Raw genomic sequence first — 22,336 nt, 5'->3', positions numbered from 1 at the left:
AGACATATGTGATGTCCTTCAGGACCCTCGACACGGCTGACCTCGCGGGCAAGCGCGCCCTGGTCCGCGTCGATTTCAACGTGCCCATGGCCGACGGCAAGGTGAGCGACGACACCCGCCTGAAGGCCGCCCTGCCGACCATCGAGAAGCTGCGCGCCGGCGGCGCGAAGGTGATCCTCCTGGCCCACTTCGACCGCCCCAAGGGCAAGGTCGTGCCGGAGATGAGCCTGCAGCCGGTGGTCGCGCCGCTGAGCGCCCTGATCGGCGCCCCGGTGGCCTTCGCCGCCGATTGCGTCGGCGACGCCGCCAAGGCGGCGATCGACGCCCTGAAGAGCGGCGACGTGATCCTGCTGGAGAACGTCCGCTTCCATGCGGGCGAGGAAAGGAACGACTCCGACTTCGCCAAGGCCCTGGCCGCGAACGGCGACATCTACGTCAACGACGCCTTCTCGGCTGCGCACCGGGCGCACGCCTCGACCGAAGGCCTGGCGCGCCTGCTGCCGGCCTACGCGGGTGAGCAGATGCGTCGCGAGCTGGAGGCCCTGGACGCGGCCCTCGGCAACCCGGTCCGCCCGGTGATGGGCATCGTCGGCGGCGCCAAGGTCTCGACCAAGCTCGACCTCCTGAACAACCTGGTCGGCAAGCTGCAGTACCTGGCGATCGGCGGCGGCATGGCCAATACCTTCCGCTTCGCCCAGGGCTACGAGATCGGCGGCTCGCTCTGCGAGAAGGACATGGCCGACACCGCCCGCGAGATCCTGGCCAAGGCCGACGCGGCCGGCTGCAAGATCCTGCTGCCGCAGGACGTGGTCGTGGCCACGGACCTGAAGCCAGGCGTCGCCACCCGGACCCTAGACCTGACGGGCGCCGAAAAGCTCGGACCGGAAGACAAGATCTTCGACGTGGGGCCGAACAGCCTCGCCGAACTGCTCGCCGCCATGGACGACTCCAAGACCCTGATCTGGAACGGCCCGCTTGGCGTTTTCGAAGTCCCGCCTTTCGACAAGGCGACCGTTTCGGCGGCAAAACACGCCGCCGAGCGCGCCAAGACGGGCAAGTTGGTGGCCGTTGCAGGCGGTGGTGATACAGTCGCGGCCCTTAACGCTGCGGCCTGCGCCGACGATTTCACGTTCGTCTCCACGGCGGGCGGCGCGTTTCTTGAATGGATGGAAGGCAAGGAGCTGCCCGGCGTGGCGGCTCTGGCCAATAAATAAAGATTACGGAGGGCAGGGCATGGCCCGGGTTACTTTGAGACAGCTCCTGGATCACGCGGCCGAGCAGGGCTACGGCGTTCCGGCGTTCAACATCAACAACATGGAACAGGCGCTGGCGATCATGGAGGCCGCCGAGGCCACCGATTCGCCGGTGATCATGCAGGCCTCGCGCGGCGCCCGCTCCTACGCCAACGACATCGTCCTGAAGCACCTGATCGACGCCATGGCGGAAATGTATCCGCACATCCCGATCTGCATGCACCAGGACCACGGCAACAACGAAGCCACCTGCGCCACGGCGATCCAGTACGGGTTCACCTCGGTGATGATGGACGGTTCGCTGATGGCCGACGCCAAGACCCCGGCCGACTACGACTACAACGTCCGCGTCACCCGCAACGTGGTGGACATGGCCCACTGGGTCGGCGCCTCTGTCGAGGGCGAGTTGGGCGTGCTGGGCAGCCTCGAAACCGGCATGGGCGACAAGGAGGACGGCCACGGTTTCGAGGGCAAGCTCGGCCATGACCAGCTCCTGACCGACCCCGACCAGGCGGTCGAGTTCGTGAAGGCCACCGAGGTCGACGCCCTGGCCATCGCCATGGGCACCAGCCACGGCGCCTACAAGTTCACCCGCAAGCCGGACGGCGACGTGCTGGCGATGAACGTGATCGAAGAGATCCACCGCCGCCTGCCGAACACCCACCTGGTGATGCACGGCTCCTCCTCGGTGCCGCAGGACCTGCAGGACCTCATCAACCAGTACGGCGGCGAGATGCCCCAGACCTGGGGCGTGCCGGTGGAAGAGATCCAGCGCGGCATCAAGCACGGCGTGCGCAAGATCAACATCGACACCGACAACCGCATGGCCATCACCGCCGCGATCCGCAAGGTCATGGTCGAGAAGCCGGGCGAGTTCGATCCGCGCGGCTACCTGAAGCCGGCCAAGGAAGCCATGCGCGTCGTCTGCGTCCAGCGCTTCGAGCAGTTCGGCACCGCCGGCCAGGCCCACAAGATCAAGCCGATCCCGATGTCGGAAATGGCCAAGCTCTACGCCAAGGGCGACCTCGCCCCGAAGATCGGCGTCTCCCGCCAGGCCGCGGAGTAGCCCTCTAATTCCCTAGTGACTGGAGCAGCGCCGGATGCTGCTCCAGCGGGAACCCTTCGGCCCCCAGCGCGATTGCTGGGGGCATGAAGCGGACTCTACCCGTGATCGCCGCCCTGGTGATCCTCGCCCTGCTCGCCGCCCTCGCCGGCTGGGGCTACTATGTCAGCTCATGGCTCGGCGGCGGCTGGGAATGGCTGACCGCCATCCTCCCCTTCATCATCGTCGGACTCATCGCCGTCGGCGGCCTGACGGGCGTGCTGATGTGGCTGGCCTTCTATTCGGAGCGCCACGGCTATGACGAGCCCTACGACGTGAACAAGCCGGGCGGCGGGCGGCGGCCGCGCTAGTCGTCGATATTCGCCCCGCGCATCTCCGGCACGAAGAACAGGCCGATCAGGACGGTCACCGCCGCGATGACGATCGGATACCAGAGCCCGGAATAGATGTTCCCCGTCGCCGCGACCATGGCGAAGGCGGTGGTGGGCAGGAAGCCGCCGAACCAGCCGTTGCCGATGTGGTAGGGCAGCGACATCGAGGTGTAGCGGATGCGCGCCGGGAACATCTCGACCAGCGCCGCGGCCACCGGGCCGTAGACCATGGTCACGTAGAGCATCAGCAGGAACAGCAGGGCCACCACCATGGGCCGGTTCACCTGCGCCGGGTCGGCCTTGGGCGGATAGCCGGCCTGATGCAGAGTCTCGGTCAGGGATTTGGTCCAGGCGGCCTTGCGGGCGTCGAAATCGGCCTTCGCCAGGCCCTGCCCCCGGAAGCTCGGAACCTCGACCTCGCCGACCCTCACCACCGCGGTCGAGCCCACCGGCGCGGCCTGGTTCCTATAGGTGATCCCGGCGTTGGCCAGGGCCGACTTGGCGATGTCGCAGGAGCTGGTGAAGGCGGTCTTGCCGACCGGATCGAACTGGAAGGCGCAGTCGGCGCGGTCGGCCACGACCACCACCGGCGCGGCCGCCGCCGCATGGGCCAGGGCCGGATTGGCCGCGGCGGTCAGCGCCTTGAAGATCGGGAAATAGGTCAGCACCGCCAGCAGACAGCCGGCCAGGATGATCGGCTTGCGGCCGATCTTGTCCGACAGCCAGCCGAACACCACGAAGAACGGCGTGCCGAGGATCAGCGCCCAGGCGACCAGGGTGTTGGTCAGCGCCCCATCCACCTTGAGCATCTTCTCGAGGAAGAACAGCGCGTAGAACTGGCCGGTGTACCAGACCACCGCCTGGCCGGCGGTGAGCCCCAGCAGGGCCAGCAGCACGACCTTGAGGTTCGACCACTCGCCGAAGGACTCGGTCAGGGGCTTCTTCGAGGTCTTCCCCTCCTCGACCATCTTCTGGAACACCGGGCTCTCGTTTAACCGCAGCCGGATCCACAGCGAGACCCCCAGCAGAATGGCCGAGACCAGGAATGGGATACGCCAGGCCCAGGCCTTGAAGATCTCCTCGCCGGTCATGGAACGGACCACCAGGATCACCACCAGCGACAGGAACAGGCCCAGGGTCGCGGTGGTCTGGATCCAGCTCGTGTAGAGGCCGCGCCTTCCGGGCGGCGCGTGCTCGGCCACATAGGTCGCCGCCCCGCCGTACTCGCCGCCCAGCGCCAGGCCCTGCATCAGCCGCATGAGGACGAGCAGCAGGGGCGCGGCCACGCCGATCTGGCCATAGCCGGGCAGCAGGCCTACCGAGAAGGTGGAGAGCCCCATCAGCAGCATGGTCACCAGGAAGGTGTTCTTGCGGCCCCAGAGGTCGCCCAGGCGGCCGAACACCAGGGCCCCGAACGGGCGCACCGCGAAGCCCGCGGCGAAGGCCAGCAGGGCGAAGATGTAGCCGGTGGTCTCGTTGACCCCTGAGAAGAAGTGCTGGGTGATGAAGCCCGCCAGCGAGCCGTAGAGGTAGAAGTCGTACCATTCGAAGACCGTGCCGGCCGACGCCGCGCCGATCACCAGCCCATGGCTCTTCTTCTCGACGACGCCCTCGCCGATCACGGTCCCAGCCATTCGGCTCCTCCCCCTCTTTTATCGTTGAGGCGAGCCTAGCGGGTTTTGGCCGGCCGGGAAGGCGCCGCGCGAGAGGGGAGGATCGGGTTCAGTGCCCCTCGCCGCCTTCCAGTTCGCCCAGGGCGCTTTGCAGGTAGTTCGGCTCGCCCAGGGAGCGGAGCAGGCTGAGCTGGGTCTCGAGGAAATCGATGTGTTCCTCGGTGTCGGTCAGGATCTCGCGCAGGATCTGGCGGCTAACATAGTCCTGCGCCTCCTCGCACTCCTTGATGCCGGCGATCTGGTCGGCGCGGCCGGCGACTTCCACGGCGAGGTCGGCGGCCAGGCATTCCGGCACGGTCTCGCCGATCTTCAGCTTGTGCAGGTCCTGCAGGTTGGGCAGGCCGTCAAGGAACAGGATGCGCTTGATCAGCTTGTCGGCGTGGTTCATCTCGCCGATGGATTCGTCGTAGGTGATCTTGCCGAGCCGGGCGAAGCCCCAGTTCTGGTACATCCGCGCGTGCAGGAAGTACTGGTTGACCGCGGTCAGCTCGTTGGTCAGCACGGCGTTCAGCCGCCGGATGATCGCCTTGTCGCCCTGCATATGACCCTCCTCGCCTGCGTTGTCGGAGCAAGGTCTTACCGGGAGCCGGCCAAGTCAAAGCCTATGTTTGCGGGTGGTTTCTGATGAGCCCGGCCTATTCGGCGGCGTAGCGCATCGCCTCGTCGTACTCCCCGAGCATCTTGCGCATGTCGCAGACGCAGCGGGCGCATTGCACCTTGGAGTCGCAGGCCCGGAAAACTTCGACCGGCCGCGTGGCGCCGGACTCGATCGCGGCGCGGACCTCACGCTCGCGGATGCCGTTACAGTTACAGACGTACAAGGCAGGCCTCTTCGATGACGCCTCTTCTCCTTATCAGATAAGAACGAACTTGCAAATCATTTGCAAATTGTGGGGCGTCAGAGCGCTGCTGACAAGTCAAGGTAGTTGAACCTAAGCTTGGTCTCCCACGTTGTTCGTCGGGAATGGGCCGCGCCTAGGCGCCGTGAACGCCTGTGCGCCAGATGCTGGGGTTTGCGCATGGATTTCGACGCCCTGATGCTCTCGCGACTCCAGTTCGCGTTCACGATCGCCTTCCACATCATCTTCCCAAGCTTCACCATCGGCCTGGCGAGCTATCTGGCGGTCCTCGAGGGCCTGTGGCTGACCACCAGGAACGAGGCCTTCAAGACCCTCTACCTCTTCTGGGTGAAGGTCTTCGCGATCTCCTTCGGCATGGGGGTCGTGACCGGGGTGGTGATGAGCTACCAGCTCGGCTCCAACTGGAGCGCCTTCTCGGCGCTCGCAGCGCCGGTGATCGGGCCGCTGCTGGCCTTCGAGGTGCTGACCGCCTTCTTCCTGGAGGCCAGCTTCCTGGGGATCATGCTGTTCGGCTGGAAGAAGGTCGGCCCGGGCCTGCATTTCACCGCCACCCTGCTGGTGGCGATCGGCACCCTGATATCGGCCTTCTGGATCATCTCGGCCAATAGCTGGATGCAGTACCCGGCCGGTTTCGAGCGCACGCCCGAAGGCGGGCTGCTCGCAGCGAGCTGGCTGGAAGTGATCTTCTCCCCGAGCTTCCCGGCGCGTCTGGCCCACATGGTGCTGGCGGCCTACCTGACCACCGCCCTGGTGGTGGGCGCGGCCTCGGCCTGGCGCCTGCTGCGCCGTCCCGAGGAGACGGAATCGCGGATCGGCCTGCGCATGGCGATCGGCATGCTGGCCATCGTCGCCCCGCTCCAATTGCTGGTCGGCGACGTGTCCGGCAAGGACGTCCTGCGCTTCCAGCCGGTCAAGCTGGCGGCCATCGAGGCCTTCTGGGAGACCAAGGCCGCGCAGGCCTTCCACATCGTCGCCTGGCCCGATCGCGTCGCCGAAAAGAACCAGTGGGAGATCTCGATCCCCGGCGCCGGTAGTTGGATCACCGCCGGTTCGGTCGATGCGGAGGTGCAGGGCCTGAAGGCCTTCGAGCCGCAGGACCGGCCGCCGGTCGGCGTGGTTTTCTGGGCCTTCCGCCTCATGGTCGGCCTGGGCGTGCTGATGATCGCCCTGGGCGTCTGGGGCGCGCTGCTCTGCTGGCGCGGCGCGCCGGAGCGGACGCCGATCTTCCTCCGCTCCTGCGTCGCCATGGGACCGGCCGGCTTCCTCGCGGTCATATCCGGCTGGATCGTCGCAGAGGTCGGCCGCCAGCCCTGGGTCATCACCGGCGTGATGCGCACCACCGAAGGCGTCTCGCCGGTCGGGCCGGGCCAGGTCTCGGCCTCGCTGCTGGGCTTCCTCATCGTCTATGCGATCATCTTCTCGGCCGGCGTGATCTACATCTTCCGCCTTATCGCCGAGGGTCCGGTCGCCGGCGCCGACGAAGCGCCGCCCGCCACCCCGCGGGCTCCGGGCTCGGCCCTGGCCGCCGTGCCGGATGATCCTGGAACCCATGGCCTGGGAGATCGCCCATGAGCCTCGACCTGCCGCTGATCTGGGCGGTGATCATCGCCACCGCCGTCCTGCTCTACGTCCTGCTGGACGGGTTCGACCTCGGCGTCGGCATCCTGTTTCCGTTCGCCGCCAGTCCCGCCGACCGGGACGTGATGATGGATTCCATCGCCCCGGTCTGGGACGGCAACGAGACCTGGCTGGTGCTGGGCGGCGGCGGCCTGTTCGCCGCCTTCCCGCTGGCCTACGCCGCGATCATGCCGGCCTTCTATATCCCGGTGATCCTGATGCTGCTGGCGCTGATCCTGCGGGGCGTCGCCTTCGAGTTCCGCCTGCGCGGCCGTCGCCGCGGCAAGGCGTTCTGGACGGCGGCCTTCGCCGGCGGCTCGCTGGTCTGCGCCCTGGCCCAAGGTTTCATCCTCGGCGGCTTCATCCAGGGGATCACCCTGGACGGCGTGGCGTTCGGCGGCCAGCCCTTCGACTGGCTGACGCCCTACACCCTGCTGGTCGCCGTGGGCCTGGCCGCCGGCTACGCCCTGCTCGGCGCCTGCTGGGTGATCCTGAAGACCAAGGACGAGCTGCACGGCGCGGCCCGCCGCTGGGCCTGGATCGCCGCGATTCTCACCGCCGCCCTGCTGGCCGCGGTCAGCGTCGCCACGCTCTTCGTCCATCCGGCGGTGGCCGCGCGCTGGGGCTACGCCGGCGGCGGGTTCGACCTCGGCCGGCTGGCCCTGCTCCTGCCGATCCCGATCCTGGGCCTGATCGGCCTGGGAGTTCTGGTCGCCGGCCTGCGCCGCCGCAGCCATGGCTGGCCGATCATCGGCGCCTACATGCTGTTCCTGTCGGGCTATCTCGGCCTGGCCGCGGGCTTCTTCCCGAACATCGTCCCCTACGGCATGACCTTCCGCCAGGCGGCCAACGCCGACAACGCGCTCGGCCTGATGCTGGTGGGGGTGGCGATCCTGCTGCCGGTGATCATCGGCTACACGCTCTGGGTCTACTGGCTCTTCCGGGGCAAGGTGACGGCCGATGCGGGATATCATTGAGGGCCCGCCCGAGCCGGGCGATCCCTCGCCGCCGCTGTGGAAGCGCCTGGCCTGGTTCGTCGCCATCGCGGCGGGCGCCTCCGGCGTCACCATGATCGTGGCCTATGCGATGAAGGCGCTGTTGCCGGACTATCCGCACGGCTAGAAGGCGCGTCATGACCGCCGAATGCCGCCTCTACCTGATCACGCCGCCGAAGATCGACGACCTCGCCGCCTTCGGCCGCACACTCGCCCAGACCCTGGACGCCGGCGACGTCGCCGCCCTGCAGATCCGGCTGAAGGACGCCCCGGACGAGGTGATCGCTGCGGCGGTGGACGCGCTGGCGCCCATCGCCCAGGCCCGCGGCGTGGCGGTGATCCTCAACGACCGGCCCGATCTCGCCGCCAAGCTCGGCTGCGACGGCGTACATGTGGGCCAGTCCGACGCGCCCTATGCGGAGGCCCGCAAGATCATGGGCCGCGACGCGATGATCGGCGTCACCTGCCACGACAGCCGCCACCTGGCGATGGAGGCGGCGGAGGCCGGCGCCGACTACGTGGCGTTCGGGGCCTTCTTCCCGACCACGACCAAGGACGCGCTCACCCGCCCCGAGCCCGAGATCTTGACCATCTGGCAGGAGACCATGGAGGTTCCCTGCGTCGCCATCGGCGGGATCACCGCCGACAACGCCGAGGGTCTGACCAAGGCCGGCGCCGATTTCCTGGCCGTCTCGGCCGGGGTCTGGACCCATCCGCAGGGTCCAGCGGCCGCGGTCGTGGCTCTGAACGCGGCGATCGCCCGGGGTCTCGCGGCTCGAAGCTAGAGCGCCGCAGCCTTGCCGCCTTGCCTTGAGGCTCCGCGGCCACTAGTTTCCGCGCCTCGAATTTCCCGCCTTTCCGGCGCGCGGACGCTTGCCCGCGAGAAACCTGGATCTCCCCCGTGTCGACCCAATCCGCTCTCCTGAAAGTCATGTCCGACGCCGCCCGCAAGGCGGCCCGCGGGCTCAACCGCGACTTCGGCGAGCTCTCGGAACTGCAGGTTTCACGCAAGGCCCCGGCCGACTTCGTCAGCGCCGCCGACCTGCGGGCCGAACAGACCCTGTTCGAAGCCCTGGAAAAGGCCCGCCCCGGCTACAGCTTCCTCGGCGAGGAACGCGGGATGATCGATGGCACCGACAAGACCCACACCTGGATCGTCGATCCGCTGGACGGCACCACCAACTTCCTGCACGCGATCCCGCACTTCGCCATCAACATCGCCCTCCAGCGCGAGGGCGTGACTGTGGCGGCGGTCACCTACAACCCGATCACCAACGAGCTGTTCTGGGCCGAGAAGGGCAAGGGCTGCTTCGTCAACGACAAGCGCCTGCGGGTCGCCGGCCGCAAGCACCTGGACGAGTCGGTGCTGGGCACCGGCATCCCGTTCCTCGGCCACGGCCAGCACGCGCGGTTCCTGAAGGAACTGCACCAGATCAGCCAGCGGGTCGCGGGCGTACGCCGCTTCGGCTCGGCGGCGCTGGACCTCGCCTATGTGGCCGCCGGCCGTTTGGACGGCTTCTGGGAGCGGGACCTGAAGCCCTGGGACACGGCCGCGGGCCTGCTGATGATCCACGAGGCGGGCGGCAAGGTCACCAACGCCGACGGCGGCGACGACGTACTGGGCACTGGCTCGGTCTGCGCGGCCAATCTCGACCTGCACCCGCTGCTGCTGGAAAAGCTGCAGGCCGCCGGCTGACGGCGTGATGCAAGCGTCACCGCCGGCCGCTAGTCTGCGGTCATGCACCTGACGCGCCGCACCTTCGCCCTCGCCAGCGCCGCTGCGGCGGCCGCGACGCCCGCCGCCGCCTTCGACGGCCGCAAGCCCATCGTCATCGCCCATCGCGGCGCCAGCGGCGAGCGGCCCGAGCACACCCGCGCGGCCTATCTCCTGGCGATCGAGGAAGGCGCGGACTTCATCGAGCCGGACCTGGTCGTAACCCAGGACGGACACCTGATCGTCCGCCACGAGAACGAAATCTCGGGCACGACCGACGTCGCCTCGCACCCTGAGTTCGCCGGCCGCAAGACCGCCAAGATCATCGATGGCCAGCGCATCGAGGGCTGGTTCACCGAGGACTTCACCCTCTTGGAGTTGAAGACCCTGCGGGCGCGCGAACGCCTGCCGGCCCTGCGTCCGGCCAGCGCCAGGTTCGATGGCCTGGACGCCATTCCGACCTTTCAGGAGGTGGTCGACCTGGCCAGGCAGCAGAGCGCCTGCTGCGGCCGGCCGATCGGGATCTATCCCGAGATGAAGCACCCAGCCTACTTCGCCAGCATCCACCTGCCGATCGAGCGACGGCTGGCCGAAGCCTTGAAGCGAAACGACCTGGACAGCGTCCACGCCCTCGTCTTCGTCCAGAGCTTCGAGCCGGAATCGTTGCGGAACTTCCAGGCCATGTCCCAGGCCAAGCTCGTGCAGTTGGTCGGCGCCGACCGGCCGGAAATGGTCAGCCCAGAGGGCCTGCGGCGCATCGCGAGCTACGCGCACGGAGTCGGCCCGGACTGGTCGCTGGTGCTGCCGACCGCCGAGGGCGCGCTGGCGGCGCCCAGCACGTTGATCTCGGATGCTCGCGCCCTGGGCCTGCAGGTGCACCCCTGGACCGTCCGCGCCGAGAACCAGTTCCTGCCGCCGGCCTTGCGCCGCGGAAAGAGCCCCGGCGCCCACGGCGACGCAGAGGTGGTCTTCAAGGCGCTCTACGCGGCGGGGGTCAACGGCGTGTTCAGCGACTTCCCGGGGCTGGCGGTGAAGGCGCGGGGTTAGGGCCTAGGCCGCCGCGTCCCCGAACTGCAGCGCCGCCAGCCGCGCATAAAGCCCGCCCTGGGCCAGCAGCTCGGCATGGGCCCCCTGCTCGACCACGCGCCCGCCTTCCATCACCACGATCCGATCGGCCTTGAGCACGGTCGCCAGGCGGTGTGCGATGACCAGGGTGGTGTGACCGACCATGGCGTCCTCCAGCGCCTTCTGGACCAGGCGCTCGTTCTCGGCGTCGAGAGCGCTGGTGGCCTCGTCGAGCAGCAGGACCGGGGTCTCGCGGATCAGGGCGCGGGCGATGGCCAGGCGCTGGCGCTGGCCGCCGGACAGGCTGCGGGCCCGGTCGCCAAGCGCGGTGTCGAACCCTTCCGGCAGGGCGTCGAGGAAGCCCTCGGCCTGGGCGGCGCGGGCCGCGGCGCGGATCTCGTCGGCCGACGCGCTTTCACGCCCGAAACGGATGTTGTCGGCCGCCGAACCGGAGAACAGCGGCGCGTCCTGGGAGACCAGGGCCATGCGGGCGCGGACCTGGGCCGGATCGGCCTCGCGCAGGTCGACGCCGTCCAGGCGCACCACGCCGCTCTGCGGATCGTAGAACCGCAGCAGCAGGCGGAAGACGGTGCTCTTGCCCGAACCCGAAGGGCCCACCAGGGCGACCCGCTCGCCGGGCGCCACCCGCAGCGAGAAGCCGTCCAGGGCCAGGATGTCGGGCCGCGCCGGATAGCCGAACCGCACGTCCTCGAAGGCGATCTCGCCCCGGGCCGGGCTCGGCAGGGCCTTCGGCTGGGCGGGCGCGGCGATCTCCGGGGTGGCGGCGAACAACTCGGCGATGCGTTCCATGGCGCCGGCGGCCTTCTGCACGTCGCCCCAGGTCTCGCCCAGGGCCCCGACCGCGCCGGCGGCCAGCACCGCCAGGAAGGCGAACTGGAAGAGCGCCCCCCAGCTCATCTCCCCACGCAGGCCGGCGTGGACGCCCAGCCAGAAGATGAACACCACGCCGCCGAACACCAGGCCGATGACCAGGGCCGTCATGATCGCGCGGGCGGTCATCCGGCGCAGCGAGGTCTTGAAGGCCGATTCCACCGCCTCGCCGAACCGCGCGGCCCCCGAGGCCTCGCGGCCGAAGGCCTGCACGGTCTCCAGGGCGTCGAGGGTTTCGCCGGCATGGCCGACGGCGGCGGCGAACTGGTCCTGGGTCGAAGCGGTCAGCTTGCGCACCCGACGGCCGTAGAGGAACAGCGGCGCGAGCACGAACGGGAAGAGGGCCACCACCAGGCCGGTCAGCTTGGGGCTGACCACCACCAGCATGACCAAGGCGCCGATCAGGGTCAGCAGGTTGCGCAGGGCCACCGAAATCGAACTGGAGAGCAGGTTCTCGACGATCTGGATGTCGGTGGTCAGCCGCGACAGCACCTCGCCGGTGCGGGTGCGCACGAAGAACGGCTGGTCCAGGGTCAGGATGTGGCCATAGGCGGCCTTGCGCAGGTCGGCCGTGATCCGCTCGCCCAGCTTGGTCACAAAGAAGTAGCGGAGCGCGCTGGAGGCCGCCAGGGCCAGGGCCACGCCGCCGATCAGCCAGAACCAGGGGGCTACGCTGCGATCGGTCACGCCGGGGCCGGTCAGGTGGTCCACCAGCGTCCGCACGGCGCCGGAAAGCCCCAGGGTGGCGGCTGCGGCGGTGGTCAGGAAGAGGCCCGCCCAGGCGGTGTCGCCCTTGTGCCGGGCCAGGTAGGGCGCCAGGGCGCGCAGGGCTCCGACGTTGCGGCTGCGACCGCGCCGCTGCGCGCTCTCGCTCAGATCCTGGGCCAGGGCCGCGCCTGCGCCAGGCCTTCCTTCTACCGCGGCCTCGGCGGCCAAATCACTCATGGAAACCAGCGCCCTTGCTCTTACCGCGCCTTTTCCTGTATACGCGCGGCTTCCTTTCGCGCCCGCCTGCTTGCGGGCCGATATCTTTCTGCCGCTCCTTTACGTCGGTTGCCCTCGCGATGAAACAAGACACCCACCCGGACTACCATTTCATCACGGTCGTGATGACCGACGGTACCAGCTACCAGACCCGCTCGACCTACGGCTCTGAAGGCGCGGTCCTGAACCTGGACATCGACCCGAAGACCCACCCGGCGTGGACCGGCGGCAACCAGGCCCTGCTGGACCGCGGCGGCCGCGTCTCGCGCTTCAACGCCAAGTTCGGCGCCTTCACCCGCAAGTAAGGATCGACGGGCGCGCCTCGCCGCGCGCCCTCTCCTGGCAGCAGAAAAAGAACGCCGCGCGGCCCCGCGCGGCGTTCTTTTTCTGCGTGCGTGACAGGCCCTTCTCCTGCAGGAGGAGAAGGAAGACGGCCTCAGCCGCCGAAGGCGGCCTGCAGTCTGCCGAATTGCGAGAGGACCGGGTTGAGCCGGGTCGGTTCGGCGGCGTCGATGTACATGCGACGGTCAAGATGCCGCACCCGCTCATAGAGCCGCTCCGAGCGGTCGAGCAGTTCCAGCAGGCCCTCCGGCAAGTCCTCGACCGTGGCCCCCCGGCAGATGTCCTCGGCGCCCAGTCGATAGCGCTCCTCGCGCGCGCCTTCGGGGGCCATGTCGCCCTCGCGGACCGCGCGCTGCACCAGCAGCCACGACGCCACCTGCATCAGCCGGGTGGTGAGCCGCATGCTTTCGCCGGCATAGGCGAGAGCCGCATTGCGCGACAGCATCTTGGATTCCTGGCGGCCGGCGCCGTCGAGATAGCTGGCGGTCTCCTCGACCAGGTCCATGCCTTCCTGGAAGGTCCGGTCGAACAGCTCCGAGCGGGCGAAATCGGAGACGACGTCCGCGCGCCAGGCCCCCATCGCCACGATGCCATCAGTCATGAACCCACCAGCCCTTCGTCTGTCGCCCGCGGATCATCGGGGCGCTGCAGCCGCCCGGCCTGCAACGCCCGTGCCAAACGTAAACACCTGTTATCCTTGACGGGTCTTTACGTTCGGTTAGCCGCGATGACTCGCTACGGCCTGGAGAATAGCGCGTCGGCGGCGGCCCGACCCGCGCGCTTGCGCTCAATTTGGGCACGGCACCTGGCGATCTCGCCCTCGAGGACGGCGATGCGCTCCTCGAGTTCGGCGACGGCGTAGAGTTCCAGATCCTCGCGCATCGCCTCGGCCAGCCGCTGTCCGCGCAGCATCCGCGGTTCTGAGGGTTCGTCCATTGCGTCCTCCCTTTGCGGGCCTTCCATCGGCGTCTATCTGGGAAGTCTACGCACAAAACCGTCTGGAGGGCGCCCTGTGACTGACACCATGACCGCCATTGCTGTGGAAGGCGGGCGCGGACCTGCGGAAAACCTCAAGCCTGTCACCATTCCGCGGCCGATCCCGGGGCCGGGCCAGATCCTGATCAAGGTCGAGGCCGCGGGCGTCAACCGGCCCGATATCGCCCAGCGGCGGGGCGCATACCCGCCGCCGCCCGGCGCGCCCGACACCCCAGGCCTGGAGGTCGCGGGCGAGGTGGTCGCCGCCGCCGGACGCTGGAAGGTCGGCGACAAGGTCTGCGCCCTGCTGGGCGGCGGCGGCTATGCCGAATACGCCGCCTGCGACGCGCGCCACGCCCTGCCGATCCCGCAGGGCCTGAGCCTGCTGGAGGCCGCCGCCCTGCCTGAGACGGTGTTCACGGTGTTCGCCAACGTGTTCGAACATGGGAGCCTGAAAGCCGGCGAGACCCTGATGGTCCACGGCGCGACGTCCGGCATTGGGACAACGGCGATCCAGATGGCCAAGGCGGCGGGCGCGCGGGTCATCGCCACCGCCCGCGGCGCCGACAAGGCCGCCGAGGCCAAGCGGCTGGGCGCCGACATCAGCGTCGACACCACGAGCGAGGACTTCGCCCAGGTCGCCAAGGAAGCCGGCGGCGTCGACGTGATCCTCGACATGGTCGGCGGCGACTATTTCGCCAAGGGCCTGGACGCCCTGAAGACCGGCGGCCGCATGGTGTTCATCGCCGCGCAGGGCGGCGGCGAGGTGGCCTTGCCGATCTCCCGCCTGATGATGAAGCGGGCGGTGCTGACCGGCTCGACCCTTCGCCCCCGCGACGCCGACGAAAAGGCCCGGCTGGCCGCCGAGGTCGAGAAGGTGGTCTGGCCGTGGATCGCCCAGGGCAAGCTGCGCCCCCTCGTGGACAAGACCTTCCCGCTGACCGACGCGGCCGGCGCCCACGCCTTCCTCGAAGGCGGGGCGCATGTGGGCAAGGTGATGCTGACGGTCGGCTAACCTCCGGCGAGCGCGCCGGCCTCGAAGGCCGCGCGCCGCTCCTCGGCCACCCGTGCGCGCTCGGCGCGCATCTCCGGATCCCAGGACTGACGTGTCCCGACGAACAGGCCGCCGTCGACCATCAGGTGGACGCCGGTGATGAAGGCGCTCTCGTCCGAGGCGAAGAACAGCGCCGCGTTGGCGATGTCCAGCGGCTGGCCGGCCTTGGCGATCGGCTGGGTGTCCGGAGCGGTCTGGGCCATGGACTGCTTGATTATCGTCGCCAGGCCGGGCGGCACTGTCTCCGAGGGCGTGAAGATGTTGGTCAGGATCAGGCCCGGGCAGATGGCGTTCACGCGGATGCCGTCGCGGGCCAGGTCCGCGGCCGCCACGCGGGTCAAGTGGATGACGCCCGCCTTGGCGGTGGAATAGGCGATCGGCCCGTAGCCCGCGGCCGTGCCGGCGATGGAGGCCGTATTGATCACCGAGCCTCCGCCCCGCGCCTTCATGTGCGGGATGGCGTAGCGGATCCCCAGGGCCACCGAGCGCAGCAGCAGGTTGTGGCTGAGATCCCAGGCCGCGCCGGTCATGTCCTCCATGCGGTTGGGGGAACCGCCTGCGCCTGCGTTATTGAAGAGGATGTCGAGCGCCCCGAAGCGTTCGGCTGCGCCGTCCATCAGGGCCTGGATCTGGCCTTCCTCCAGCACGTCGCAGCGCTGGTAGGCGACCTCGCCGTCGAAGCGCGCCGCCAGGGCGTTGCCGGCCGCGTCGTCGATGTCGCCGACCAGGACCTTCGCCCCTTCCTCGACGAACCGCTCCACGGTTCCCAGGCCGATGCCGGAGCACCCGCCGGTGATCACCGCCACCCGTCCGCTCAGACGTCCCATTGCTTCCTCCCGCTTGCCGGCGCCTCTGTTTCGGACGCCTGCCAGAGCATGTCGCCGGCGGGCGGAAAAATCGAGGCAGTCTCAGCTCCGCGCCGGTTCTAAGCTTCGGCATGTTCGGGGGTTAATCCGGCCGCCGCGCCTCCCAGTCCGGCGGAATGTTTCGCGAACAGCGGTCACATTTCAGCGAAATTCGACACACATGGTTGTTTTGACTGAAAGTTTTTGTGTCCAGGCTGAAAAATGAAACTCGTTGACGATGGGGAAGCCCTCACGCACGATTTGGCTGAATAGTTTCCTGGCCCGAAAGGCTTCAAGGCCTCGGTCTGGCTAAAGAAAAAAATTGACGCTCGCGCATGTATTTTCGCGCGACGGGAGGAAGATTTTGTCACGCGGCCATTTTCCGCCGGATTCCGGTAGCGCGAGTATGCGCTTGGCGAGCCCGCCGGCCGGCCGATGAACGCCCGACCTCCTCTTTCCCTGCCGACCAAGCTGCTCTACGCGGTCGGATCGGTCGCCAATGCCGTGAAGATGCGCGGCCTCTCGACCTTCCTGATGATCTTCTACAATCAGGTCGTCGGGTTGCCGCCGCAGACGGTGACCTTCGTCCTGATGGTCGCCCTGGTGTTCGACGCCATCGTCGATCCGACGGTCGGCCAGATCTCCGACAACTTCAAGTCGCGGCTGGGGCGCCGGCACCCGTTCATGTACGCGGCCGCCCTGCCGGTCTCGATCGCCTTCTTCATGCTCTGGAACCCGCCGCAGGGCCTGAGCGACGGCCAGCTCGTGGCCTACCTGCTGGCTTGCCTGCTGACGGTCCGGCTGTTCGACACCTTCTTCGAGCTGCCCCACTCGACCCTCGCGCCCGAACTGGCCAAGAGCTACAACGAGCGCACCAGCCTGATCTCCCTGCGCATGCTGTTCGCGGTGATCGGCGGCCTCGGCATGACGATCCTGGCCTACCAGGTGTTCCTCAAGGAGAACCCGGACGGCAGCGGCGGCGTACTCGCCCGCGACGGCTACCTGGCCTACTCCGCCACCGCCGCCATCCTGATCTTCACCTGCATCATCGTCTCGACGGTCGGCACCCAGAGCCAAATTCCCTATCTGCGCTCGCCGCCGACGCGGAAGATCACCTTCAAGGCCATGGCCACTGAGGTCGCGGCCACCCTGAACAACCGGGCGTTCGTGGTCGCGACCCTGAGCGGCATGTTCATCGCCGTCGCCGCTGGCGCGCGCGGCGGGATGGAGCTCTATTTCGGCCTCTACTTCTGGGAACTTACCCAGGCCCAACTGGCCGGCCTGGTGACCGTGAGCGTGATCGGCAGCACCATCGGCGTCTCCCTGGCGCCCCGGGTCGCCAGGAGGCTCGGCAAGAAGCACGGCGCCCTGGCCATGTTCATCAGCGCGCTGCTGGTCGGGGTCAGCCCGATCGTGCTGCGGCTGTTCGGCCTGATGCCGCCCAACGGGACCGGCCTGCTCTACGTCCTGCTGGTGATCGAAACCCTGATCAACACCGCCCTGGCCGCCGGCACCGGCGTGCTGCTGGTCTCGATGACCGCCGACGTGATCGAGGACGCCGAGGTCAAGACCGGCCGCCGCTCGGAAGGCCTGCTGATGAGCGCCGACAACCTCTTCAAGAAGATGGTCTCCGGCGTGGGCGTGTTCATCGCCGGCGCGGTCCTGGCCTTCGTCAAGTTCCCCGAGAGCGCCAAGCGCGGCCAGGTCGACCCCGAGATCATCCACAATCTCGGCCTGATCTACATTCCCACCGTCTTCGTGCTCTACGGCCTCGGCATCGTGGCGCTGAGCGCCTTCAACATCGACAAGGCCAAGCACGAGGACAACCTGCGGCGGCTGGCCGAACTCGCCGACGAAGCCGGTATCGACGAAGAAGCCGGGGCTGTTCCCGGAACGGCCGGAGGGGCCGCGCCCCTCAGCGTGAAAGCTTGATGACACAAAGGCGTTCGACATGACCACCGCCGATTTCGCAGGCCTGCCGCCGCGCCCTCCGATCACGCTCAAGACCAAGGTCCTCTACGGCATGGGGGCCGCCGCCAACATCATCAAGCAGCGCGGGATCACCACCTTCCTGCTGCTGTTCTACAATCAGGTCGTGGGCCTGCCGCCGACCATGGTGTCGACGGCGATCATGATCGCCCTGGTCTTCGACGCCTTCATCGACCCGCTTGTCGGCCAGATCTCCGACAATACGCGCACCCGCTGGGGCCGCCGCCACCCGTTCATGTACACCGCGGCCCTGCCGGTCTCGATCGCCTTCTACCTGATCTGGAATCCGCCGGTCGGGTGGGAGAACGAGGCGCTGTTCATCTACATGCTGGTGTGCCTGCTCACGATCCGGCTGTTCGACACCTTCTTCGAGCTGCCCTCGTCGGCGCTGCTGGCCGAACTGACCTCCGAGTACAACCAGCGGACCAGCATGATCGCCATTCGCTCGTTCTGTGGCGTGCTCGGCGGCCTGGTCATGCAACTGCTCGTCTATCAGGTGTTCCTCAAGAAGAACGCCGACGGCACCGGCGGCTTGCTCGAGCGGACCGGCTGGCAGACCTATTCCATCGTCGCGGCGATCACGATCTTCACGATCATCATCATCTCCGCGGCCGGCACGCACCACCAGATCCCCTACCTGCGCAAGCCGCCGCAGCGGAAGATCACCGTGCCCGCCATGGTCAAGGAAGTGGCGGCCACCCTGAACAACCGCTCGTTCGTCGCCCTGACCATCTCCGGGATGTTCATGAACGTCTCGCTGGGCCTGAAGGGTGCGCTGGAGCTCTACTTCAACCTCTACTTCTGGGGCCTCACCCAGGGCCAACTGGCGTTCCTGACCGTCACCGGCGTAGCCGCCAGCATCATCGGCGTCACCCTGGCGCCCAAGGTTTCGGCCAAGCTCGGCAAGCGGATGGCGGCCATCACCATGTTCTTCGGCGCGGTGATCGCCCTGCTGCTGCCGATCGGCCTGCGCATCCTCGGCGTCATGCCGGCCAACGGGACCAACCTCCTGTTCGGCATCCTGATCATCGACTTCATGGCCAACGGCGCCATGGCGATCATGACCGGCGTCATGCTGCAGTCGATGATCGCCGACGTGGTCGAGGACAGCGAAGTCCGCACCGGCCGCCGTTCGGAAGGCCTGCTCTTCTCCGCCGACAACCTGTTCAAGAAGATCGTTTCGGGGGTGGGTGTCTTCACCTCCGGCGTCCTGCTGGCCTATGTCGCCTTCCCTCAGGGCGCCAAGCCTGGCGAGGTCGATCCGGAACTGCTGCGCAACCTGGCCCTGATCTACCTGCCGACGATCGGCGGCTTCTACGCCGTGGCCATCACCTGCCTGTTCCTCTACCGGATCGACCAGTCGGTCCACGAAGAGAACCTGCGCAAGCTGCGGGAAGGCGCAAGCGAGGCGCATACGGCCGAGGCCGCTCCGGCCGAGAACCCATCGCCCGCGGCGCCCGCCCCGACCGGCGACCTGAGCCCGGCCACGCCCAGACCCTGATTTTCCGCCCTGGCCGCAACCTCCGCTTGCCAGGGCGACGCTCGCACCGAATATTCGAAGTCAGAGCCCGGCGCAGACCGGGCCTGACCGATATAGGGAGGAGCAGATGGAAGAGGCGTCTGAACGGCCAGGCCGTTCGAAGGCGGCCCGGTGAGCCGGCCCCCGCTCAGCGTCCGCTCCAAGCTCTTCTATGGAGCCGGGTCGGTGGCCTTCGGCGTGGCCACCCTGGGCCTTTCCTCGGCGCTCCTGCAGCCCTACCTCAACCGGGTGATCGGCCTGCCGGCGCTTTGGGTCGGGACGGCGATCATGGCCACCCTGATCCTCGACGCCTTTATAGATCCGGCCATCGGCCAGTGGTCGGATAAGCTGCGCACCCGCTGGGGTCGCCGCCACCCGCTGATGTACGCCGCCGCGCCCCTGGTCGCCGCGAGCTGCATCGCCTTCTGGAACTCACCCGACTGGCCGCCGCAGGCCCTGGGCGCGTACCTGATGGGCATGCTGGTTCTGCTGAGGCTGTGCGTCAGCCTCTATGAGGTGCCCAGCCAGGCTCTCGCGCCCGAGCTCACCACCGACTACCACCAGCGCACCAGCCTGTTCAGCTACCGCTTCTTCTTCGGGGTGATCGGCGGTTTCGGGATGAACCTGGTGCTCTACCAGGTCTTCCTCAGCCCCGAGAACGGCGGGATCCTCAACCGTGCCGCCTATGGCCAGTACGGCGTCCTGGCCGGCGGCATCATGGCGGCCTCGATCCTGGTCACTTCACTCGGCACCCACCGGCACATTCCGCACCTGGCCGCGCCGCCGGAGCGCAAGGTCAAGTTCGCCCAGCTCCTGCGGGAAATCGGCGGCACGCTCTCGAACCGCTCGCTGGTGGTGGTGATGCTGTCGGGGCTCTGCTCGGGTGTCGCCTCGGGGATGAACGGCGCCCTCAGCCAGTATTTCTACATCGAGTTCTGGGGCCTGAGCGCCAAGCAGATCTCCTACCTGGCGCTGGCGGCGGTGCTGGCGGCGATCATCGGGGTGGCGATCGTCAACCCGACCTCACGAGCGTTCGGAAAGAAGCGGGCGATGATCGGCCTCTTCTCGGTGGCGACCGTCACCTCGGCGCTGCCGATCCTGCTGCGCCTCCTGGGCCTCATGCCGCCGAACGGCTCGCCCTGGGTGTTCACGATCCTCTGGGGCGACGCGCTGCTGGCCACCACCCTGGCCATCTCCGGCTTCATCATCGTCTCGTCGATGGTAGCCGACGTTGTGGAGGACGCGGCTGTGAAGACGGGCGTGCGCTCCGAGGGGCTGCTGTTCGCCGCCAACGGCCTATTGCCCAAGTTCACCGCCGGCATCGGCGTCTTCCTCAGCGGCCTGCTGCTGACCGCGGTCGCCTTTCCCACCGACGCCGCAGCCGGCGCCGTGCCGCCCGACATCATGCGCCGCCTGGCCATGATCACCCTGCCGGTGACCTTCGCGATGAACGCCCTCTCCATCGCGGTCCTGACCTTCTATCGGATCGACCAGCAGACCCACGAGCGCAACCTCGCCGCCCTGGGCGAGACGCCGCTCGCCGCGGAAGCCGAGCCTGCGGCGCCCCAGGCCGAGCCGGTCATCGCTAACGCCAGTTGAATTCGAGCCCCCTCCCCGCGCGCAGACGCGGGTCCGCTAAGGAAAACAATCCAGTGGCCGTCAGCATGTCTTCAAGCCCCTCCTCGGGAAGGCTCAGCATCCCGACCAAACTCTTCTACGGCTTCGGTTCGGTCGCCTTCGGCGTGAAGGACCAGGGCTTCTCCTACCTTCTGCTGATCTTCTACAATCAGGTGGTCGGCTTGCCGTCCGCGACGGTCGGCCTGGCGATTATGATCGCCCTGATCTTCGACAGCTTCCTCGACCCGCTGATGGGCCAGATTTCGGATGGCTGGCGCTCGCGCTGGGGACGCCGGCACCCGTTCATGTACGCCGCGGCCATACCGGTGGCGGTCTCCTACCTGCTGCTCTGGAACCCGCCGCAGGGCTGGTCCGACCAGGCCATATTCCTCTACCTGATCGTGGTCGCGGTGATCATCCGCAGCTTCATCACCATGTACGAGATCCCTTCGTCGGCCCTGGCGCCGGAGCTGACCACCGACTACGACGAACGGACAAAGGTCCTGGCCTATCGCCACTTCTTCGGCTGGTTCGGCGGGCTGGCGATGACCGTCCTGGCCCTGCGTGTCTTCCTGGCGCCGGACGCGGCGCATCCGGTGGGACAGCTCAATCCGGCCGGGTACCAGACCTACGCCTATGTCGCCTCGGCCGTGATGCTGGGGGCGATCCTGATCTCGGCCATGGGCACCCATCGGCACATCGCCCGCTTCAGCACCCCCGCCAAGCGCAAGCTGTCGGTCGGGGAGCTCGCGAGGGAGATGATCGGGACCCTTAGCCACAAGTCGTTCCTGGTGCTGGTCGGAGCGGGCCTGTTCAACGCCATGGCCAGCGGCCTGGTCCTGTCGCTGAACCTCTATTTCAACACCTATTTCTGGGAGCTCAGCTCCAACCAGATCGCGCTGCTGGCGACCGGCAACTTCGTCTCGGCCATCCTCGCCTTCATGCTGGCCGCGCCCCTGGCCAAGCGGGTCGGCAAGAAGTCGGCGGCCCAGGCCACCAAGGTCCTGGCGTTCCTGATCGCCGTCGGCCCGATCAGCCTGCGCCTGGTGGGCCTGGCGCCGGAGAATGGCGCGCCGGCGCTGCTGCCGATCCTGTTCGTTCAGACGGTGTTCTCGACCGCCTTCTCGATCACCTCGGCCATCCTCATCTCCTCGATGATCGCCGACGTGGTGGAGGACTCCGAACTGCGCACCGGCCGCCGGTCGGAGGGCCTGTTCTTCTCCGCCTCAGCCTTCGTGCAGAAGGCTGTCTCCGGCGTCGGCATCTTTGCCTCCAGCATGATCCTGCTGGCCGTCGGCTTCCCGCAGCAGGCCAAGCCTGGCGAGATCGACCATCCCGTGCTCGTGTGCCTGGGCGCAGTCTATCTGATCGTGCTTGCGGCGCTCTATGGCGCGGCGATCCTTTGCGTGTCGCTCTACCGGATCACCCGCGAGGGCCACGAGGAGAGCCTGCGCCGGCTGGCCGCCAAGGCTCGGCGCACCGGCGGTAAAGGCCCCGAATACGCCTGAC

General features: G+C 67.9%; 22 protein-coding genes. 15 read left to right on the top strand and 7 right to left on the bottom strand.

Features of this window, described 5'->3' with window-relative positions; all coding sequences use genetic code 11:
- Positions 1 to 11 precede the first annotated feature (11 nt).
- From ABID41_RS10335 to ABID41_RS10325, 3 genes are all read left to right on the top strand, one after another.
- Positions 12 to 1,214 (top strand): phosphoglycerate kinase, encoded by a 1,203-nt coding sequence (locus ABID41_RS10335; RefSeq protein WP_354297537.1) that lies wholly within the window; start codon positions 12 to 14, stop codon positions 1,212 to 1,214.
- A gap of 19 nt (positions 1,215 to 1,233) precedes the next feature.
- Entirely contained in the window at positions 1,234 to 2,319 is a 1,086-nt protein-coding gene (fba, locus tag ABID41_RS10330) for a class II fructose-bisphosphate aldolase (RefSeq protein WP_331930594.1), read from the top strand.
- Between the two features lie 83 nt (positions 2,320 to 2,402).
- Positions 2,403 to 2,666, top strand: a complete 264-nt coding sequence (locus ABID41_RS10325) for a hypothetical protein (protein WP_331930596.1) — start codon at positions 2,403 to 2,405, stop codon at positions 2,664 to 2,666.
- Here ABID41_RS10325 and ABID41_RS10320 read toward each other — a convergent pair.
- The 3 genes from ABID41_RS10320 to ABID41_RS10310 form a co-directional block, all read right to left on the bottom strand.
- Positions 2,663 to 4,321 (bottom strand): MFS transporter, encoded by a 1,659-nt coding sequence (locus ABID41_RS10320; protein WP_354297536.1) that lies wholly within the window; start codon positions 4,319 to 4,321, stop codon positions 2,663 to 2,665. The genes ABID41_RS10325 and ABID41_RS10320 overlap by 4 nt on opposite strands.
- Before the next feature lie 88 nt (positions 4,322 to 4,409).
- Positions 4,410 to 4,901: a bacterioferritin gene (gene bfr, locus ABID41_RS10315; protein ID WP_331930600.1), complete on the bottom strand. Its 492-nt coding sequence runs from the start codon at positions 4,899 to 4,901 to the stop codon at positions 4,410 to 4,412.
- Positions 4,902 to 4,995: 94 nt separating this feature from the next.
- Positions 4,996 to 5,181, bottom strand: coding sequence for a (2Fe-2S)-binding protein (locus tag ABID41_RS10310; RefSeq protein ID WP_331930602.1), 186 nt, complete (start codon positions 5,179 to 5,181; stop codon positions 4,996 to 4,998).
- A 198-nt stretch (positions 5,182 to 5,379) separates the two neighbouring features.
- Here ABID41_RS10310 and ABID41_RS10305 point away from each other — a divergent pair, with 198 nt between their 5' ends.
- From ABID41_RS10305 to ABID41_RS10280, 6 genes are all read left to right on the top strand, one after another.
- Complete coding sequence (locus ABID41_RS10305) at positions 5,380 to 6,792, top strand: cytochrome ubiquinol oxidase subunit I (RefSeq protein WP_354297535.1); 1,413 nt, start codon at positions 5,380 to 5,382, stop codon at positions 6,790 to 6,792.
- Positions 6,789 to 7,814, top strand: a complete 1,026-nt coding sequence (cydB, locus tag ABID41_RS10300; protein WP_354297534.1) for a cytochrome d ubiquinol oxidase subunit II — start codon at positions 6,789 to 6,791, stop codon at positions 7,812 to 7,814. The genes ABID41_RS10305 and cydB overlap by 4 nt, the downstream gene beginning before the upstream one ends.
- Positions 7,798 to 7,959, top strand: coding sequence for a hypothetical protein (locus ABID41_RS10295; RefSeq protein ID WP_331931588.1), 162 nt, complete (start codon positions 7,798 to 7,800; stop codon positions 7,957 to 7,959). The genes cydB and ABID41_RS10295 overlap by 17 nt, the downstream gene beginning before the upstream one ends.
- A 10-nt stretch (positions 7,960 to 7,969) precedes the next feature.
- Positions 7,970 to 8,617 (top strand): thiamine phosphate synthase, encoded by a 648-nt coding sequence (thiE, locus tag ABID41_RS10290; RefSeq protein WP_354297533.1) that lies wholly within the window; start codon positions 7,970 to 7,972, stop codon positions 8,615 to 8,617.
- A gap of 116 nt (positions 8,618 to 8,733) precedes the next feature.
- Entirely contained in the window at positions 8,734 to 9,528 is a 795-nt protein-coding gene (locus ABID41_RS10285) for an inositol monophosphatase family protein (protein ID WP_354297532.1), read from the top strand.
- 42 nt (positions 9,529 to 9,570) lie between these two features.
- A complete protein-coding gene (locus ABID41_RS10280; protein ID WP_354297531.1) occupies positions 9,571 to 10,593 on the top strand; it encodes a glycerophosphodiester phosphodiesterase in 1,023 nt (340 codons plus the stop codon).
- A gap of 3 nt (positions 10,594 to 10,596) precedes the next feature.
- On the opposite strand, the gene ABID41_RS10275 is transcribed toward ABID41_RS10280, so the two are convergent.
- Positions 10,597 to 12,447 carry an ABC transporter transmembrane domain-containing protein gene (locus ABID41_RS10275; RefSeq protein ID WP_354297530.1) on the bottom strand — a complete coding sequence of 617 codons (1,851 nt, stop codon included), beginning with the start codon at positions 12,445 to 12,447 and terminating at the stop codon, positions 10,597 to 10,599.
- Positions 12,448 to 12,566: 119 nt separating this feature from the next.
- Here ABID41_RS10275 and rpmE point away from each other — a divergent pair, with 119 nt between their 5' ends.
- Positions 12,567 to 12,791: a 50S ribosomal protein L31 gene (rpmE, locus tag ABID41_RS10270; protein ID WP_331932949.1), complete on the top strand. Its 225-nt coding sequence runs from the start codon at positions 12,567 to 12,569 to the stop codon at positions 12,789 to 12,791.
- 131 nt (positions 12,792 to 12,922) lie between these two features.
- On the opposite strand, the gene rcdA is transcribed toward rpmE, so the two are convergent.
- On the bottom strand, positions 12,923 to 13,429 hold the full coding sequence (gene rcdA / locus ABID41_RS10265) for a protease adaptor protein RcdA (RefSeq protein ID WP_331932950.1): 507 nt from the start codon (positions 13,427 to 13,429) through the stop codon (positions 12,923 to 12,925).
- 134 nt (positions 13,430 to 13,563) lie between these two features.
- On the bottom strand, positions 13,564 to 13,764 hold the full coding sequence (locus ABID41_RS10260) for a DUF1192 domain-containing protein (protein ID WP_331932951.1): 201 nt from the start codon (positions 13,762 to 13,764) through the stop codon (positions 13,564 to 13,566).
- A gap of 76 nt (positions 13,765 to 13,840) precedes the next feature.
- Between ABID41_RS10260 and ABID41_RS10255 the strand changes: the two genes are divergently transcribed.
- A complete protein-coding gene (locus ABID41_RS10255; protein WP_354297529.1) occupies positions 13,841 to 14,818 on the top strand; it encodes an NAD(P)H-quinone oxidoreductase in 978 nt (325 codons plus the stop codon).
- On the opposite strand, the gene ABID41_RS10250 is transcribed toward ABID41_RS10255, so the two are convergent.
- Positions 14,815 to 15,684 (bottom strand): SDR family NAD(P)-dependent oxidoreductase, encoded by an 870-nt coding sequence (locus ABID41_RS10250; protein WP_354297528.1) that lies wholly within the window; start codon positions 15,682 to 15,684, stop codon positions 14,815 to 14,817. The genes ABID41_RS10255 and ABID41_RS10250 overlap by 4 nt on opposite strands.
- A gap of 453 nt (positions 15,685 to 16,137) precedes the next feature.
- Here ABID41_RS10250 and ABID41_RS10245 point away from each other — a divergent pair, with 453 nt between their 5' ends.
- The 4 genes from ABID41_RS10245 to ABID41_RS10230 all read left to right on the top strand — a co-directional run bounded on the left by ABID41_RS10245 (position 16,138) and on the right by ABID41_RS10230 (position 22,335).
- A complete protein-coding gene (locus tag ABID41_RS10245; RefSeq protein WP_354297527.1) occupies positions 16,138 to 17,634 on the top strand; it encodes an MFS transporter in 1,497 nt (498 codons plus the stop codon).
- Positions 17,635 to 17,653: 19 nt separating this feature from the next.
- Positions 17,654 to 19,192: an MFS transporter gene (locus ABID41_RS10240; protein WP_354297526.1), complete on the top strand. Its 1,539-nt coding sequence runs from the start codon at positions 17,654 to 17,656 to the stop codon at positions 19,190 to 19,192.
- Positions 19,193 to 19,342: 150 nt separating this feature from the next.
- On the top strand, positions 19,343 to 20,809 hold the full coding sequence (locus tag ABID41_RS10235; protein ID WP_354297525.1) for an MFS transporter: 1,467 nt from the start codon (positions 19,343 to 19,345) through the stop codon (positions 20,807 to 20,809).
- A gap of 53 nt (positions 20,810 to 20,862) precedes the next feature.
- Positions 20,863 to 22,335: an MFS transporter gene (locus ABID41_RS10230; protein WP_354297524.1), complete on the top strand. Its 1,473-nt coding sequence runs from the start codon at positions 20,863 to 20,865 to the stop codon at positions 22,333 to 22,335.
- The last annotated feature ends 1 nt before the right edge of the window (position 22,336 follow it).

This window comes from Phenylobacterium koreense, assembly GCF_040545335.1.
Taxonomy (GTDB): domain Bacteria; phylum Pseudomonadota; class Alphaproteobacteria; order Caulobacterales; family Caulobacteraceae; genus Phenylobacterium; species Phenylobacterium koreense.
This window is presented reverse-complemented; position numbering and strand designations above follow the sequence as displayed.

Coding starts and splice junctions, on each gene's coding strand:
- ABID41_RS10295 (WP_331931588.1), top strand. CDS start 7,798: ATGCGGGATATCATTGAGGGCCCGCCCGAGCCGGGCGATCCCTCGCCG.
- ABID41_RS10250 (WP_354297528.1), bottom strand. CDS start 15,684: ATGGGACGTCTGAGCGGACGGGTGGCGGTGATCACCGGCGGGTGCTCC.
- ABID41_RS10335 (WP_354297537.1), top strand. CDS start 12: ATGTCCTTCAGGACCCTCGACACGGCTGACCTCGCGGGCAAGCGCGCC.
- ABID41_RS10240 (WP_354297526.1), top strand. CDS start 17,654: ATGACCACCGCCGATTTCGCAGGCCTGCCGCCGCGCCCTCCGATCACG.
- ABID41_RS10260 (WP_331932951.1), bottom strand. CDS start 13,764: ATGGACGAACCCTCAGAACCGCGGATGCTGCGCGGACAGCGGCTGGCC.
- ABID41_RS10325 (WP_331930596.1), top strand. CDS start 2,403: ATGAAGCGGACTCTACCCGTGATCGCCGCCCTGGTGATCCTCGCCCTG.
- ABID41_RS10305 (WP_354297535.1), top strand. CDS start 5,380: ATGGATTTCGACGCCCTGATGCTCTCGCGACTCCAGTTCGCGTTCACG.
- fba (WP_331930594.1), top strand. CDS start 1,234: ATGGCCCGGGTTACTTTGAGACAGCTCCTGGATCACGCGGCCGAGCAG.
- cydB (WP_354297534.1), top strand. CDS start 6,789: ATGAGCCTCGACCTGCCGCTGATCTGGGCGGTGATCATCGCCACCGCC.
- ABID41_RS10245 (WP_354297527.1), top strand. CDS start 16,138: ATGAACGCCCGACCTCCTCTTTCCCTGCCGACCAAGCTGCTCTACGCG.
- ABID41_RS10280 (WP_354297531.1), top strand. CDS start 9,571: ATGCACCTGACGCGCCGCACCTTCGCCCTCGCCAGCGCCGCTGCGGCG.
- thiE (WP_354297533.1), top strand. CDS start 7,970: ATGACCGCCGAATGCCGCCTCTACCTGATCACGCCGCCGAAGATCGAC.
- bfr (WP_331930600.1), bottom strand. CDS start 4,901: ATGCAGGGCGACAAGGCGATCATCCGGCGGCTGAACGCCGTGCTGACC.
- ABID41_RS10275 (WP_354297530.1), bottom strand. CDS start 12,447: ATGAGTGATTTGGCCGCCGAGGCCGCGGTAGAAGGAAGGCCTGGCGCA.
- ABID41_RS10320 (WP_354297536.1), bottom strand. CDS start 4,321: ATGGCTGGGACCGTGATCGGCGAGGGCGTCGTCGAGAAGAAGAGCCAT.
- rpmE (WP_331932949.1), top strand. CDS start 12,567: ATGAAACAAGACACCCACCCGGACTACCATTTCATCACGGTCGTGATG.
- rcdA (WP_331932950.1), bottom strand. CDS start 13,429: ATGACTGATGGCATCGTGGCGATGGGGGCCTGGCGCGCGGACGTCGTC.